The 15,818-nt window shown below is 64.3% G+C and carries 16 protein-coding genes and 1 tRNA gene; 1 reads left to right on the forward strand and 16 read right to left on the reverse strand.

All coding sequences use genetic code 11. The features are described 5' to 3' along the window. The 3 genes from EDC25_RS12280 to tnpA all read right to left on the reverse strand — a co-directional run. A partial coding sequence (locus tag EDC25_RS12280; protein WP_132577554.1) for a hypothetical protein occupies window positions 1–187 on the reverse strand: 187 nt, incomplete at its 3' end. 31 nt (window positions 188–218) lie between these two features. Further along, complete coding sequence (gene tnpB, locus EDC25_RS12285) at window positions 219–560, reverse strand: IS66 family insertion sequence element accessory protein TnpB (protein ID WP_123521032.1); 342 nt, start codon at window positions 558–560, stop codon at window positions 219–221. Continuing rightward, on the reverse strand, window positions 554–916 hold the full coding sequence (gene tnpA, locus EDC25_RS12290) for an IS66 family insertion sequence element accessory protein TnpA (protein WP_132577555.1): 363 nt from the start codon (window positions 914–916) through the stop codon (window positions 554–556). The genes tnpB and tnpA overlap by 7 nt, the downstream gene beginning before the upstream one ends. Window positions 917–1,093: 177 nt before the next feature. Here tnpA and EDC25_RS12295 point away from each other — a divergent pair. Beyond that, window positions 1,094–1,169: transfer RNA gene (locus EDC25_RS12295), tRNA-Thr, on the forward strand. A 53-nt stretch (window positions 1,170–1,222) separates the two neighbouring features. On the opposite strand, the gene EDC25_RS12300 is transcribed toward EDC25_RS12295, so the two are convergent. The 13 genes from EDC25_RS12300 to leuS all read right to left on the reverse strand — a co-directional run bounded on the left by EDC25_RS12300 (window position 1,223) and on the right by leuS (window position 15,806). After that, entirely contained in the window at window positions 1,223–1,672 is a 450-nt protein-coding gene (locus EDC25_RS12300) for a type IV pilin protein (RefSeq protein WP_123521030.1), read from the reverse strand. A gap of 30 nt (window positions 1,673–1,702) precedes the next feature. Continuing rightward, entirely contained in the window at window positions 1,703–5,074 is a 3,372-nt protein-coding gene (locus EDC25_RS12305) for a pilus assembly protein (protein WP_123521029.1), read from the reverse strand. A 29-nt stretch (window positions 5,075–5,103) separates the two neighbouring features. Further along, window positions 5,104–5,814 (reverse strand): pilus assembly PilX family protein, encoded by a 711-nt coding sequence (locus EDC25_RS12310; protein WP_123521028.1) that lies wholly within the window; start codon window positions 5,812–5,814, stop codon window positions 5,104–5,106. Further along, the gene (locus EDC25_RS12315; RefSeq protein WP_123521038.1) at window positions 5,804–7,144 is read right to left on the reverse strand and encodes a PilW family protein; all 1,341 of its coding nucleotides are present in this window, start codon (window positions 7,142–7,144) and stop codon (window positions 5,804–5,806) included. The genes EDC25_RS12310 and EDC25_RS12315 overlap by 11 nt, the downstream gene beginning before the upstream one ends. Further along, on the reverse strand, window positions 7,141–7,650 hold the full coding sequence (gene pilV, locus EDC25_RS12320; RefSeq protein ID WP_240639578.1) for a type IV pilus modification protein PilV: 510 nt from the start codon (window positions 7,648–7,650) through the stop codon (window positions 7,141–7,143). Before pilV ends, EDC25_RS12315 begins: the two co-directional genes overlap by 4 nt. Beyond that, window positions 7,650–8,249 carry a GspH/FimT family pseudopilin gene (locus tag EDC25_RS12325; protein WP_123521026.1) on the reverse strand — a complete coding sequence of 200 codons (600 nt, stop codon included), beginning with the start codon at window positions 8,247–8,249 and terminating at the stop codon, window positions 7,650–7,652. Before EDC25_RS12325 ends, pilV begins: the two co-directional genes overlap by 1 nt. 369 nt (window positions 8,250–8,618) lie before the next feature. Next, the gene (gene ispH, locus EDC25_RS12330) at window positions 8,619–9,569 is read right to left on the reverse strand and encodes a 4-hydroxy-3-methylbut-2-enyl diphosphate reductase (protein ID WP_123521025.1); all 951 of its coding nucleotides are present in this window, start codon (window positions 9,567–9,569) and stop codon (window positions 8,619–8,621) included. Window positions 9,570–9,627: 58 nt separating this feature from the next. After that, complete coding sequence (gene lspA / locus EDC25_RS12335; RefSeq protein ID WP_425480605.1) at window positions 9,628–10,128, reverse strand: signal peptidase II; 501 nt, start codon at window positions 10,126–10,128, stop codon at window positions 9,628–9,630. A gap of 154 nt (window positions 10,129–10,282) precedes the next feature. Next, on the reverse strand, window positions 10,283–10,684 hold the full coding sequence (gene rsfS / locus EDC25_RS12340; RefSeq protein ID WP_123521036.1) for a ribosome silencing factor: 402 nt from the start codon (window positions 10,682–10,684) through the stop codon (window positions 10,283–10,285). 99 nt (window positions 10,685–10,783) lie between these two features. After that, the gene (gene nadD / locus EDC25_RS12345) at window positions 10,784–11,428 is read right to left on the reverse strand and encodes a nicotinate-nucleotide adenylyltransferase (RefSeq protein WP_123521024.1); all 645 of its coding nucleotides are present in this window, start codon (window positions 11,426–11,428) and stop codon (window positions 10,784–10,786) included. Window positions 11,429–11,441: 13 nt separating this feature from the next. Beyond that, window positions 11,442–12,488 (reverse strand): DNA polymerase III subunit delta, encoded by a 1,047-nt coding sequence (gene holA, locus EDC25_RS12350; protein WP_240639577.1) that lies wholly within the window; start codon window positions 12,486–12,488, stop codon window positions 11,442–11,444. A gap of 31 nt (window positions 12,489–12,519) precedes the next feature. Then, window positions 12,520–13,059, reverse strand: coding sequence for an LPS-assembly lipoprotein LptE (locus tag EDC25_RS12355; protein WP_164483903.1), 540 nt, complete (start codon window positions 13,057–13,059; stop codon window positions 12,520–12,522). Between the two features lie 14 nt (window positions 13,060–13,073). After that, window positions 13,074–15,806: a leucine--tRNA ligase gene (leuS, locus tag EDC25_RS12360; RefSeq protein ID WP_123521022.1), complete on the reverse strand. Its 2,733-nt coding sequence runs from the start codon at window positions 15,804–15,806 to the stop codon at window positions 13,074–13,076. Window positions 15,807–15,818: the final 12 nt, after the last annotated feature.

Raw genomic sequence — 15,818 nt, forward strand, 5'->3', positions numbered from 1 at the left:
GCACGATGGCACGATCACGTTCTTGCACCACCTGGCGCTGACGCGCAACGGTCTCCAGGGCGGCATCGCGTTCGGCGCACGCCCGCTCATGATCGCGTTGGGTGGTCTGCACCGTCGCCGCCATCGACGACAGCAGCGCCTGGGCCGCCTCGCGCAGCTGTACGGGGTCGTCGATGTCATCGAGCATGGACCAATCCATGCGCGTAGTATGCCATACTCTATATCTGTTTACAACCAGATATTGGCGCATCCGACAGCCGTCGCCAGTCCACGCCCATGCTCAACCATGCGAACTGCTCGGCGCTCAGCGTCCAGCTCGTCGCGCCCGCCCGCGGCCACACGAATCGCCCCTGGTGCAGGCGGCGCACCGCCAGCCACACCCCGTGCCGATCACAGCTGAGCAGCTTGATCCGTGTGCCGGCGCGATTGCAGAACACATACGCCTCGCCCTCGATCGGTTCACGGTCCAGCACCGTTCGTACCGCAACCAGCAAACGATCCATGCCGCAGCGCAGGTCGGTGGGCGCCGTCACCAGCCACCATGAGGTCAGGGTCAGCATGACGACAAGGCCCGCACCAGCGCCGCGACATCCGATGGATCAGGCACACCCGCCAGGCGCACACGCAGGCCATTGCCGAGGCAGACCTCCATCATCGACGACGTCACGGGCGTCATGCTGGCGGGCGCCACCCGGATCGGCACCAGCGAACGCGTAACCGGCACCGCGCAATCGGCTTCATCCCGATCCGTTCGCAGTTGCCGACGCCAGTAGCCGAAGCTGGCCAACGACAACGCATGCCGCCGGCAATATACGCCGACTGGCTCAGGCCACTGGATTGCCAGGCGGCCATATGGGCCGCCCATCGGGTACCCTTGCTGGGCATGACGGGGCTCCATCGAATTGAGGGTGCCCATCAAACCCCGCTGGCGACCGGGAAAACAGGTGTCGTCGGCAGACGCTTACCAATCAGCAGCGCGGAAACAGGTGTCGCGACCGGACGCTTACTTCCAGCCAGCCGGATGGCCGCCATCCAGGGAATTCCAGCAAGGATTGTTGCCGACGCCCGAGGTCCGTATAATCGCGGGCCCAACGCCGTTGTAGCTCAGTTGGTAGAGCAACTGATTCGTAATCAGTAGGTCGGAGGTTCGACTCCTCTCAACGGCACCAGGAAAAGGAAACGCCCGGCATCGCCGGGCGTTTCTGCTTTCCGCTTCAAGCGCTTACCAGCAACGGCCGGGACCGTCGGTGCCTGTAGCGCCCTTGACGCCGAGGTTGTTGATCGAAAGAGTGCCACACTTGGTATCGAGAGCCTGGTTACCGCAGCTGCCCGAGCTCGCCGGGGTAGCAGTGAGCGTATAGCTCATGTTGCCAGGACCCAATGCGATGGTCGCCGTGTAGCAACCCTGTTCAGACTGGTTGTTCGCAAAACCCAAACCATTGGGCTTGGGCGTCGTCAGCGCATTGGTGTACTGACCGCGCGCGGTGAAAAAACGCTCCTGCTCGCCGGCGATCCGGTTGAGGAGAGCCTTTCCATCGGCACGCTTGGACTTCCGCACGTATTCAACGTAGTTGGGATAGGCAATCGCGCTCAGCAGGCCGATGATCGCCACCACGATCATCAGCTCGATCAACGTAAAACCCGCGGCACCTTTCAAACTGGCTTGCTTCATGCGGTTTACTCCTTTAACGGCACCATCGGATTACTGGACCGGGATATCACGCCAGCCGCTGCGGCGACGGATGGGCACACCATTGATCCGCGTGCCCATCACGGCCATTACGCCCGAACTAGGATCAATGAACGATGTCAGGTCGGCCGGACCATTTCGCAGCTCGCCAACCTGATTCAAGGGACCGTCAACAAATGCACCGCCGCCGGCCGAGAATGAACCATCATCATTCGCCGCACCTGGGAAGGCGAATCCGCCGGTCAGCGCCGACAGCACGTACACCGCTGAATTTCCCTGGGGCGAGCAAGGCTCGTCGGAAGGGATGTAGCTACCGATCGCGACGATGTTGCTGGAGAAACTCACCGGCAAGCTCATGTCGATCACACGTTCGCCATCCACTACACCACCGGGTGCGCCGGGATTTCCGAGCAGGATGTACCAGCCGCGCCGATTCTGTGGGATGGGGCGGGTCCGGTCCATGCTGATGGTGCCATCTGCGCGCACGCTTACCGTCTGCTCCACCAGACTTGCGAGTGTAATGGGATAGGACGCGCAGCCCGGGCCACATTCGCGAATGCCGTAGATGGCTTGGCGCGGAATCTCGGTTTCACGGTCATGGTCCTCCAGATACTTGCCGGTACCTACAACCGCGATCATCTCACCAGTCGTCGGATCCGCGAACAGGCTCGGCCCGGATGTAATGGGTCGCGTGTTTGAACCGGTGAACATGCGGTCAACACGCGCGCCACCCACATCGCTCCAGCCCCGACCCTTGAAGTCGATACGGAAAAGATTCCCGTTAAGGTCGCCTGCGACTGCAAAATCCAGCTCGTAGTCGAGCTCGTAGTCCGCCAATTGAACGGTGGCAAGACCACGAGCACCGGCCACCGGAATTCCAACGGTCTGCCCATCGGAAATCCGGATGACGAACACCATACCGTCACTGTCGCCTCCAGGAACAAAGTGTGTGTCAGGCCGCTCGTTAGGCAAATTGCGGGTGGCGTAATCGAAACGCGCTTCACTGTTGTAGCCCGACGGAACTACAGCAACCCAGGTTCCGTCACTCAGGCGATAGACGTTTGGTCGACCATATGTATACCCGAGATGAGCATGACCCTCGTCTGTGAATTCCCACAGAACCCTGGGATTCTCCGGCTCGGTAATATCCAGGGCATACACGCCCTGACCGCCCAAGCCAAGCGTACCAATCAGCACGGTGCGCCATTGGTCATTGATATAGACATCATGATCGATGGGCGTGTTGTTCACGAAGGGAACGAACTGGTAGTCGGGTGACGTCAGGCGCGCGAGATTGGGGACAAGGCGATTCGGGATGAATGCCCAAGATTCACGCCCGGTTTCGGCCTCGAACGCATGAAGCATGCCGTCATTGGCACCAACATATAGCATCGGCAGTCGACGCTGGTGTGTGCGTCGGAAATCCTCATACGCACTTCCCCCCTCGGCAAAGCCGACGCGGCCACGATAACCGAAGCGCGGAGCGCTGACGCTGATAAGACTGGAACCAATGATCGGTCCCAGAAGGGAATCCCGACTGCGGAGCACACCACCATTCTGCTGTTCATCACTTCGATTGCCCCGAATCCAATCCACTCGTCTCTGGCCAAGCGAATCTTCGGAGTTGCTCATTGGATTGATGCTCAGCCAAGCACGTTGGTCAGCACTCAAGTTCCCCCAACTGAACTCGGTCTGGCTGGCCGGGCCTGAGCCCGCCGTATTCGTCAGGATTCGGCGAGATCCGGGAGTGCGGGATGTCAACTGCTCGCCGGCACTGAGCGACCACTCCATTACGTCCGTGGGCTCTCCTGTTTCTATATTGACTGCTCGAGCAATAACATCACCACTCCAGCGCCCGGTGTCATAGGAAGCCTCGTACATCACCGCATCACTTCTGAGGAATGATGTCGATCCGGCGCTGCCGACAACACCTTGGCGTCGACTGATATTGTCCATGATCGCCGACAACGCATTGACGAGTTCCTGTGGGTTATTGGCACTGAGGAACGAACCGCGACTGTTAACGGCCGCATGCCATGCGTCATCAATGGCGGATGAGGTGTCTGCCCGCGCACCCGGCCACTGAATTTCGCCCCGACGTAGCGCGCGCAAAGTCGCGTCGTCGTTTGTCAGCGTCGACCCGGCACCAAACGTCACCATAAAATTTACCATGCGCTGCCAGTTGGCAGGGTCATTAGCCGGGTTGAAATAGATCTCGTCCTCAGCCGTAGCGCCACTGACGATACCGGTTCGACGATCTCCAATATGGCTGGGGACGTTATTCTCAAGAGTATCGCGAAGATCTCTCGCGTAATAATACATAGCCAAATCTGCGAGATTTGGGACTGTATTATTACGCTGCGATTGATTGAAATAGATTGCGGCAGCGTTCCCCTGGACAATCCGCCCATCCGCCAACACCCGCCCGCTGTCGTCATATTCACCAACACCCGATGGCGCCGAGCCATTCCAGTAACCGTCGGTCATCATGACGTGAAAGTTCTGGCGACAAGAGAGCTCACGACCGTAGCCTGCATCCCAATAGGGATTCCTCTCGTTGCTAGAACTACGCTCAAAGAATCGCCCCGCCCGAGCAAAGGTGGCCCGCATTGGAGTGCCACCGTTGTACCTCGGTGTGCGGAGCCAGTTGTAGAACGACGTTCGCCAAGACGTATCATCTGTCCCGTCGGCCCGACGTCGCACAAGGGATTTGATCTCGGTCGAGGCGGGCAACTGGTTGGTATTGAAATTCTGCCAGGCCACTCGCACCGACTGATCCATGTTCGCTACCGCAGTCGACAGCGCGCTTCGCGCCGCAAGACTGCGGAAGCGGTAGTAGGAGAACCAGTTGGCGAAGTTCTGCTGGATCGCAGCACTCTGGCTCGCCACGATGCGCACATCACCCGGCGCACTGTTACCTACGCAATAAAAGGCGCGCTGATTGGAGCCGCTTGCAACACCACTCGGGAAATTGTCCGTTTTCCACCCTGAGGAGTAGTCAGCACTCTGGCTGTTTGTCACCCTATACCGAGTTGTCAGATTGACCGTGCCATAGGTCGTATTCAAGCCATCAACCCAGGCATTCGTCAATGATGAATTGGGATATGGAGTTCCATCCGGGCGCAACGGCGGTGGATATTCAAGCGCCGGGTTGAAGTACATCGAATTCGAAGCGGAGTTGTACCAGCTACAATTTGTTCCAGGACTGTTCTGGCTTGCACTGGGCATATGGCCCCAGGCCATACTCCCCGAGTCATCCAGACTGATCAGGATATTGGGGGCCACCGAAGCGTTCAGGCTTGGAGGGACTCGAGAAAGATCCAGTGAGGCTGCACCGGCACTTGCCGATACTGTCAACGCTACTGCGACGGTGAAGAGTTTCATGATTCAACCTCCCGGATGGGAAAAAGGTGTCAGGGCGTAGGCGCTTCCGCGTCACCCATGATGCCGATGTAGTAGCTTTCGGCGACGCGCATGACATTGGCTGTCGAGCCGACGCTGCGCCCGGTTATGCGATAGACATTGGGCGGTGGAGTGGCGCTGCCGCTGCCGGCGGCATCGACGCCACCGAATGAGCCCACCTGGCCACCCGTAGCGCAGCCGGTGCAGCGCACAACCCCCATGTTCTCGACCATGAACTGGGGCCGCTGTGCCATGCCCGCACCTTCATGGCTGGACAAGGCACCGTCGGCGATCAGTTCGGACGGGTAATCATGGATGAACTCCCCGCCCCAAGTGCTGCTCCAGTCCGGCAAGGACCGAAACTGATTGGCGAGCGCAATCGCATCCTCGCAGTCGCCGTTTACGTTCGCCGGGTCGATTTCCTCACGCGCCAGGACGGTGTCACTGGTACGACAGGCACCAATCAACTGGTCGCCGCGGGAATGGAAATCGCGAATCCACTTCTCTCCGGCACGCAGCGCGCTTTCAGCGCCGGCCTCCGCGATCGAAGCATTGCGCAGATTGCCGGCCATACGCTCCTGCATGACTACGCCACTCATCGCCGTAATTGCCATCAGTGAAGTGATAAGCAGGAAGATCAGGCCGATCACCAACGCCATACCCTGCTGTCTGGATTGATACTTCCGCATGACGGTGTGCACGATAGCGCCCTCAGTATGCATTGTTTCGCAAAGCCACTACGGTCCGAAATTCACGCCTGAGCATGCGCCCTGGAGGAAGCCCGGACGGCAGGACCTGTACGGCGCCGGCAGGACAGCTGCTGTTGTACTGCGGGTCGCAGGCGACTTCGACGGCGTTGGCGGTGTTCGCCGTGCCATTGGCGAGAAAGCCGTACTGGTAGGACTCCTGACGCTCACCGGCATCATCGATCGTGTTGGCCAGCAGGTAGACCTCGATCGCCCTGACGGAACGCCATCCGCAATTCGCAAGGTCAAGCGCAGCGGCACCGGCAGACAGCGGCGGATTCATTGAGGGGTCCGGACAGTTGGTCGCTGTGGCGACCTGGTCGGCGGTCATCGGACGGACATTTCCCGCCCTATCCTCGACATGATAGAGGAAATCCAGACGTTCGATTCCTTCGGCGATACTGACATCGATGCCGTTCTCGCGCCGGCGCAGCGCACTGATCATTCGGCCAGGTCGCGACGGATCATTCTCCAGGCGCAGGTAATAGCTGACCGTGACGAAGTCGGTATCGAAATCCGAAACCCTGACATCATTGAATACATCAAACGACGGCGCCTGGGCATCGGCTAGCAGGCTTGCCCCTCCACCGACAAATGAACTTGCTGTCCCTGAGGCCGTCACCGGGACAAATGCCGTCGTGGCGTAGTCGCCCATGACAAGTATGCGGCTGGGCCCGACTGTAAGTGGTGAGTTGAGGATGATGGCATTGTTGTCAATGACGCCGACAAAGCGCACAGCGAGTGGGACGCCGACCCCACGCAGGTAACGCAGAGTTAAAACGTCTGCACCGGCGGCTCGCGAACCAGCGGTGGTTCCGACATCCGGCACCGGACCGAAACCCGCCACGTTGAAGGTGTCCCAGCCCCGGTTGGGTACGGCGATATTGGCAGGTGAACAGCTGGTCCGACATTCGGTCCCGCGGACCATGAAGGCTGGCGAGATGAAATAACGACCACCTGTGACGCCGGACTCGCTGGCACCTGGCAACCCCGTTTGTCGCAGGTCGGTACTTCCGAAATCGGCGAAACTGAGGATCGGTCGATCCGGATTCACGCGATTTCCACCGCCTCCCTCGCTGGCTTTTCGCGTGCCGCGCGTAGCCGATGCCATCCGGATGTCCTCGGCGATGCGGTCGAGCGCGAAGCGGCCATTCTCCTGGAGGCGCGCCAGTCCGTTCTCCATCCGGTTGATACCGGAAGTGGTCGTGAACAGCGAAGTGATGCCGATGACCAGCAGCAGGCCGATGACCATGGCGATCATCAGCTCGATCAGGGAGAAACCTCGGTGTCGAAACGTCTTGATCATGGCTGGATGATCCAGGAGAAGGCTCGTTGACTGGATTCCTGCGTCTGGCCGGTGTCACCGACCTCACCCCAGCGAACACCCAGCGTGCAGGTGCCGTTGTAGGCGGCCGGAGCGTAGCCGCTGGGCGCGATGGAATTGCACTGGACGCGTACCTCGCCACCCGGCAAGCGCTGGTTGGCCATCTGTGCCCATGCCGCAAGATCGCGGGCGGCCAGATCTGTCGCATTGCAACTCGTGCAAGCATTTCCACCCGCGGTGGAGATCCAGTCGGTGTTGTACGCGCCCGCATTGACCGCGGCGAGATTGGCGCGGAGGCCATCGGCCATCGCCGTGGCGACATAGACGGCCTGCGAATGATGATAGGCCTGATGGTTGCCGCGAACCGCCGACACCATCATCGCCGCCAGGCCCAGCAGGCCGACACTGAAGACGACAAGCGCGATCAGCACCTCTAGCAGCGAAAAACCTCTGCTCCGTCCGCACCCGGCTGGTGGAATATTGATCATCAGCTGCACCCCATCGTCAATCCCGGAAGACCCTTCACAGCCTGCGCCCGTCCCGCAACCGACACCTGGATGCCGGTGGAACGTGCGGCGTTACCATCCGGCCGGCAGAGTCCGAAACGCGCGCCGGTACTCGGGAGAACAGTCTGGCCCTGGGCGCCGAAAGCGATCTGGGCGACATTGGAGCCGCCGCCGGAGGCTCCCTCGATGGCACGCAGAAGGAACGCGGTTTCGGCCGAGGTGTAACCGCCATTGATCGGGTCCTGGCTCTTCAGCGTGGGCTCGTCGCCATCCTGCGCGCCGTTCAGGTTGGTATCCGTCCAGATGTTCCAGCCATTCGCCCAGTCGCCACCGATGGCGACGATATAGGTGGGACGGGCCGTCTTGACCGCTTCGCTGCGCGCGGTCGAGAGATCGGCCAGCAGTGTATTGATCATCCCGGAGCTGCGGCTGTTCAGTCCGACCTCCCGCAGGCTGGGCACAGCCATGGCAAGCAGGATGGCCAGTACGGCAATGCTGATCATCAATTCAACCAGCGTGAAACCCGCCAGGCGCGTCGGCGCTGGTCGGGACGATGGTCGCGGGCGGTAGGGTGCATTCATACGACTCTCCCTGATGGATGCAGTCTGGACGTCGCGTCCAGAACGGGGCAAGTATGACCCGATGGGCGGCACAAGACACCCGACCAGCGGAAGGAAGGCAGGCGCCTCGGCCTCGGAAGTGGGCCCCAGACGTCCGGCCGCGGCCGGCAGCGGCCGGCGAGCATTCCTGGAGATGCAGTCCGCGGAGCATCGCCCGCGAGAGCGGGACGGGACGGGACGAAGGCGCTGGACGACGTGCACATGGGTCAAGGCAGGATCACGCGCGCATGGGAGGGACTGCACGGCCTCCGGCGCAGCGCACCGCCCTTGCGCTGGTGCCTGTCCCAACCCTGCCCGTGCCGGTCGCGCCCGCCGGCGATGATCCGCGGCCTAGACCAGCTGCGCGCGCAACTCGCGGGGCAGCGCGAACACCACGTCCTCGGGCTTGCCGTCGAGCTCCTCGACGGAGTCGGCGCCCAGTTCCCGCAGGCGGTCCACCACGCCCTGTACCAGGCGCTCGGGGGCCGAGGCGCCGGCAGTCAGGCCGATGCGACCGCGCCCCTGCAGCCACGCCGTCTGGATATCGTCGGCGCCGTCGATCAGATAGGCCGGAATGCCGGCCTTGGCGGCCAGTTCGCGCAGGCGGTTGGAATTGGAGGAATTCACCGAGCCGACGACCAGCACCAGATCGCAGTGCTCGGCCAGCCGGCGCACGGCATCCTGGCGGTTCTGGGTGGCGTAGCAGATGTCGTCGCGGCGCGGACCGGCGATGGCCGGGAAACGGCGCTGCAATGCCTCGATGATTTCGCGGGTGTCGTCGACGGACAGCGTGGTCTGGGTGACGAATGCCACCAGCGCCGGATCGCGCACCTGGACCTGCTCGGCGTCGGCGACGGTCTCGATCAGCTGGATGCGTGCGCCACCGCAGTTGCCGGCGTCCCACTGCCCCAGCGTACCCTCGACTTCCGGATGGCCGGCATGGCCGATCATCAGCACGTCACGGCCGGCCTTGCAGTGCTGGGCGACCTCGATGTGCACCTTGGTGACCAGCGGGCAGGTGGCGTCATAGACGCGCAGGCCGCGCTTGCCGCCTTCCTCGCGCACCGCCTGCGAGACGCCATGGGCGGAGAACACGACCGTGCCGTTGTCCGGCACCTCGTCCAGTTCCTCGACGAAGATCGCACCACGACGACGCAGGCCGTCGACGACGAAACGATTGTGGACCACTTCGTGGCGCACATAGATCGGTGCACCGAAGGCATCGAGCAGGCGGTCGACGATCTCGATGGCGCGGTCGACGCCGGCGCAGAAACCGCGGGGATTGGCGAGCAGGACTTCCATGGCGGGCATTATCGCACCCCGTGAACGCCTTGCCGCATCGCGCGGCAGACGCCCGGGTTCAGCGTCCGATGCCGCGCGTGGGGAACAGCAGGCTGGCGATCAGTGCGACGGCGCCAAGCGTGATCGCGGCATCCGCCAGGTTGAAGGCCGGGAAATGCCAGTGCTTCCAGTACACGTCGACGAAATCGACGACGTGCCCGTAACGGATGCGATCGATGACATTGCCGATGGCCCCGGCCAGGATGAGCGCGTAGGCCAGCCCGACCAGCCGCTGCGAGCGCGGCGTCTGGCGCAGCCAGTACACCAGCAACACGCTGACGCCCAAGGCGAGGATCGTGAACAGCCAGCGCTGCCAGCCGCCGGCATCACTGAGGAAGCTGAAGGCGGCGCCCTGGTTGAACACCAGCGTCCAGTTCAGGACCGGCAACACGGGCACCGGCTGGTAAGGCGTCAGGACGGATTCGGCCCAGAACTTGGTGAGCTGGTCGAGGACGACCAGGACCGCGCTCAGCCAGAGCCAGACCAGTGCAGTGCGCGAGGGCGCGGCAGTCACTGGCACGTCCCCGCCAATGCGGCGCAATCCCCAGCCCGGCCAATGCGGAGCATCGGCGACGAAACACAGGCATCGGCGACCGCACGGCAACACCCTGCTGGCTGGCCGCGCAATATGGACTGCGGCACCTGCCGCCCGCTCGCCCGACGACACCAGCGCATCAGGACGCTTCGGCGTGTTCGTCCCCGGCCGCCTGCGCGGCGGCCTGGCGCGCTTCCTCGGCGACGCCCCAGAGGCGCTCCAGACCGTAGAACTCGCGCACGCGCGGAAGCATGACGTGGACGATGATGTCGCCCAGGTCCACCAGCACCCACTCGCCTTCGCGCTCGCCTTCGACGCCGATGGGTGGCGCGCCCAGGCCCTTCAGCTGGCGCACGACTTCGTCGGCAATCGACTTCACATGCCGGCTGGACGTGCCGGACGCAATGACGATCAGATCGGTGACGCTGGTCTTGCCGCGAACGTCGATTTCGCGGATGTCATTGGCCTTGAGATCTTCGAGCGCGGCGATGACGCGGGCGCGCTGCTCATCCAGGTCGGGCGATGTCTTGGCCGCGTCGATGACGGCTTGGGTGTTCTGGGACAACCGGGCAACCTCTTGAAAGTGGCGGCCAGTATAGCGCTGCAGCGCGGTCCGGACCGCGTCGGGTCCGGACGCCGTTCAGCGGTAGAGGCCGCGCGCCTGGATGTGGTCCAGCACCGGCTGCGGCAGCAGGTAGCGCGGCAGGCGGCCTTCGGCGAGGGAGGCGCGGATGAGGCTGGAGGAAATCGCCAGCGGCGTGACGCGGATCACCATCACGCGCCCGGCCGGTTCGCCGCGAAGGCGCTCGACCAGGCCGGTCCAGCGACCGGCCATGGCGTTGTGCAGGTCCGGTTCGAGCTTGTCCAGGCGCTGTCGTGGCCGCGTCATCGCGACCAGATGGGCCAGGCCGGTCAGCTCTTGCCAGCGGTGCCAGGCCGGTAACGCCCGGAAGGCATCGGCACCGAGGACGAAGATCAGCGGGCGATCAGGGCCGAGTTCCTCGCGCAGTTCCAGCAGCGTGTCCACGCTGTAGCTCGGGCCCGTGCGCTCCAGCTCGCGACGATCCAGGCGCAGCCGGCCCTGTCCGGCCAGCGCCATCTCGATCATCGCCGCACGATCGGCCGCGCTGCCGCCCGGCGCCGAGCGGTGCGGCGGTTGCGCCGAGGGCATCAGGCGGACTTCACAGTCCAGTTGTTCCGACACTTCCCAGGCGACCCGCAGATGGCCGAAGTGGATCGGATCGAAGGTGCCACCGAAAACGGCGACGGGAGCCGGCCTTTCCATGCCTGCGCAGTCCTCAGTGGCGTGCCGCGGCACGGGGACGACCGCCGGCGGCGAGGCGCAGCAGCAGGCGTTCGGTTTCCAGCCACACATCGCCCGCCTCGCGGCCCTTGGCCATGCGGTCCAGGCGCGACAGCGTCAGCAGCGCGCGGCGACAGCCGGGGGCGCGGATGCGGCGCAACGCGCGCTGGTAAAGCGCCACGCGACTGTCCCAGACGCGCTCGGCGCGCAACGCCTGCGCTGTCGGACGACCCTCGCTTTCCGCATCGGCGACACGGGCCAGCAGCTCCACCTGGCCGCCCAGCCACGAAAGGATCGGCACCGGCTGTTCGCCTTCAGCGCGCAGCGCCTGCAGGATGCGCGTGGCCCGTGCGGCGTCTCCGGCGAGCACGGCATCGGTGAGCGCGAACACATCCAGGCGCGACTGTTGCGCCAGCACCGCGTCCAGGCGGTCGGCATCCAGGCTGCCCTGCTCGCCCAGCATCACCAGCTTGTCGATTTCCTGCGCGCAGGCGAGCAGGTTGCCTTCGGTGCGCTCGGCCAGCAGCTGCACCGCATCCAGCGTCAGCGTGACGCCACGCGCACGCGAACGCTGGGCGATCCAGTCCGGCAGGTCGTCGCGCTTCACCGGCCACACCGGCACATACCAGCCGCGCTGCGCCAGCGCCTCGACCCAGCCGGTTTCCCAGGCCTTGCCCCACTGCGTGCAAGTCACCAGCAGCACGGTGTCGGGCGGCATCGCCGCCGCCCAGTCCTTGAGCGCTTCGGCGCCCTCCTTGCCGGGCTTGCCACCGGGCAGGCGCAGATCGACGAGCTTGCGGTCACCGCCGAACAGCGAACCCTGCTGGCTGCTGGCGGCAAGATGTCCCCAGTCGAAACCGCTCTCGCCCGCTTCCAGCACCTCGCGTTCGATGAAGGCCTGGCGACGCGCGGCGGCACGCACGGCGTCGGCCGCCTCCAGCAGCAGCAGCGGCTCCTGTCCGGCCAGCAGATAAACCGGCGCCAGCGGCTCGCGTTCCAGGTGTCGGTGCAGCTGCTCCAGCCGCGCGGACTTCACGGCCACGATGTCATCCTTCCCGCGGACTTCGGAACGTTCACGGCAGGCTCGTGCCCACCGCTTCGATGCGGCGCAGGATCGCACGCACCATCTCGCGTTCGAGGTCACCACGCAGGGCTTCCTCCTGGCCGGCGACGCCCAGCGCGTCGCGCTCGTCGAAGACGAAGTCGCGCTCCAGCAGGATCACCTGCTTCGGCATCAGAAGGCTGCCGTCGGCGCCCAGCACCTCGAACTCGACGCGATGGCGGACGGCGTACTCGCGCACGCGCGCCTGCTCGCTGATGGTCAGGGCTTCGGAATAGGCCCGGTTGACCGGGACGCGCAGCACGGCCACGTCCAGGGCATCGGCGGGCATCAGCCTGACGCCGGCCCGCTCCAGCGCGGCCACCAGTTCGCGCTTGATGCGCGGCCCGGTGTCGGCCATGTCCAGGCGCAACTGGCGCAGGCTGTCCGGAAGGTCGGCTTCGCCGCGCAGTTTGAAACCGCAGCTGGCCAGCAGGAGGGCGCAGGCCAGGACGAGGAAGGGGACGCGCAGCTTCAGGACGGACACGTTGGCGAAGCTCCTTCGAAGGGTCACGATGCGGTCCGTACTCAGACCACGATGTTGACGATCTTGCCCGGCACGACGATCACCTTCTTCGGCGCCTGGCCGTCGAGGAAGCGGATCACTTCCGGCAAGGCAAGTGCCTGCGCCTGCACGCCGTCGCGGTCGGCATCGACCGCCACGTCCATGGTCGCGCGCAGCTTGCCGTTGACCTGCACCGCCAGCGTCACCGCGGCGCGCTGCAGCGCCCCCGGGTCGGCCTTCGGGAACGGCTGGTCGTCGACCAGGGTTTCGCCGTGCCCAAGCGCCTGCCAAAGGCCGTGGCAGACGTGCGGTGCGATCGGGTTCAGCAGCAGGGTGATGGTCTCCCAGGCTTCCTGCGCCAGAGCGCGTCCCTGCTCGCTGCCGTCATCGGCCTTCGCCAGCGCATTCATCAGTTCCATCACCGCGGCGATGGCGGTGTTGAACGCCAGGCGGCGACCGAAGTCGTCACCGACCTTGACGATGGTTTCGTGCAGCTTGCGGCGCAGGTCGCGCTGTGCCGGCGTCAGCGCGGCGACATCCAGCGCCGGCGCGGGGCCGGCCGCGACATGGCGGCGCACCTGCGACCACAGACGCCGCAGGAAGCGCGCCATGCCTTCGACACCCGCCTCGTTCCATTCCAGCCCCTGGTCGGGCGGCGCCGCGAACATCGAGAACAGGCGGACCGTGTCGGCGCCGTAGCGCGCCACCATCGCCTGCGGGTCGACACCGTTGTTCTTCGACTTGGACATCTTTTCGGTGGCGCCGATGCTCACCGGCGCGCCGTCACTGCGCAGCGTCGCGCCGGTGACGCGACCACGCTCATCGCGCTGGATGTCGACGTCGGCGGGATTGATCCATTCCTTGCCGCCGTTCGCCATGTCCCGGAAGAAGGTTTCCGCCACGACCATGCCCTGGCAGAGGAGATTGACCGCCGGTTCGTCGCTGCCGACGAAGCCACAGTCGCGCAGCAGCTTGTGGTAGAAGCGGAAATACAGCAGGTGCAGGATGGCGTGCTCGATGCCGCCGATGTACTGGTCCACCGGGAGCCAGTAATTGGCGCGCTCGTCGACAATGTCGTCCGCGCCCGGGCTGGTGTAGCGCGCGTAGTACCAGCTCGATTCCATGAAGGTATCGAAGGTGTCGGTCTCGCGTTCGGCGGCGCCGCCGCAGTGCGGACAGGTGGTCTTCCGCCATTCCGGATCGGCCTTGATCGGCGAAGTGACGCCGGAGAACGCCACGTCCTCGGGCAACCGCACCGGCAACTGGTCTTCCGGCACCGGCACGTCGCCGCAGCGGGCGCAGTGGATCATCGGGATCGGACAGCCCCAGTAGCGCTGGCGGCTGACGCCCCAGTCGCGCAGGCGGTAGTTGACGCGGCGACGCCCGACACCTTCGGCTTCCAGTCGCGCAGCGATGGCGTCAAAGGCCTGCTGGAAATCCAGGCCGTCGAATTCCCCGGAGTTCACCAGCCAGCCGCGCTCGGTGTAGGCGCCCTGTTCGGCGATCGACAGCTCGAAACGCTCGACGGTGTGCACGGCCGCATCCAGGGTGTGTGCATCGATCGTGCTGCCGGCCGACAGTGCCTGGCGCATCGGATCGGCGCCGACGCCACTGGCCAGGTCGTGGCCGATCTCGCGGATGGCGTCGCGCACGCCGCCATCGACGATCACCATGCGCACCGGCAGGCTGTAAGCCTGGGCGAATTCCCAGTCGCGCTGGTCATGGCCGGGCACGGCCATGACGGCGCCGGTGCCATAGTTCATCAGCACGAAGTTGGCGACGAACACCGGCAACTCCTCGCCGGTAACCGGATGGATGGCGCGCAGGCCGGTATCCATGCCGCGCTTTTCCTGCGTTTCAAGTTCCGCCTCGGAAACGCCACCCTTGCGCAGCTCTTCGATGAAGTCGCCGAGCATCGGCTTGTCCTGGCGCGCACGCTGGGCCAGCGGATGTTCGGCGGCAATGGAGATGAACGTCACGCCCATCAGCGTGTCCGGGCGCGTCGTGAAGACGGTGACCGGATCAAGATCATTGCCCTCGGCATCCCGCACATTGAAGGTGATCTCCAGGCCTTCGCTGCGCCCGATCCAGTTGCGCTGCATCGTCTTCACCGATTCCGGCCAGCCTTCCAGGCGGTCGAGATCGTCCAGCAGCTCCTGTGCGTAGTCGGTGATCTTCAGGAACCACTGCGGAATCTCACGTTTCTCCACCAGCGCGCCCGAGCGCCAGCCGCGGCCGTCGATGACCTGCTCGTTGGCCAGCACCGTCTGGTCCACCGGGTCCCAGTTGACGACGCTGTTCTTGCGATACACCAGCCCCTTCCTGAACAGGCGCACGAACATCCGCTGCTCGTGAACGTAGTAGTCCGGACGGCAGGTGGCGAATTCGCGCGACCAGTCGATGGCGTAGCCGAGCGCACGCAGCTGCTCGCGCATGTGCTCGATGTTCGCGTAAGTCCACTTCGCCGGCGCGGTGTTGTTCCTGATGGCGGCGTTTTCGGCCGGCAGGCCGAAGGCATCCCAGCCCATCGGCTGCAGCACGTTCCTGCCGAGCATGCGCTGGTAGCGGCTGATCACGTCGCCGATGGTGTAGTTGCGCACGTGGCCCATGTGCAGGGCGCCGGACGGGTACGGCAGCATCGACAGGCAGAAATACTTCGGCCGCGCCGGGTCCTCCTTGACCTCGAAGGCGCGCGTACGCGTCCAATAATCCTGTGCGGCGGCCTCGAGGGCGGCGGCTTCGTACTGCTCCTGCATGACGGTACCGGT

It is taken from the genome of Pseudofulvimonas gallinarii, from assembly GCF_004343305.1.
In the GTDB taxonomy this organism is placed as follows: domain Bacteria; phylum Pseudomonadota; class Gammaproteobacteria; order Xanthomonadales; family UBA2363; genus Pseudofulvimonas; species Pseudofulvimonas gallinarii.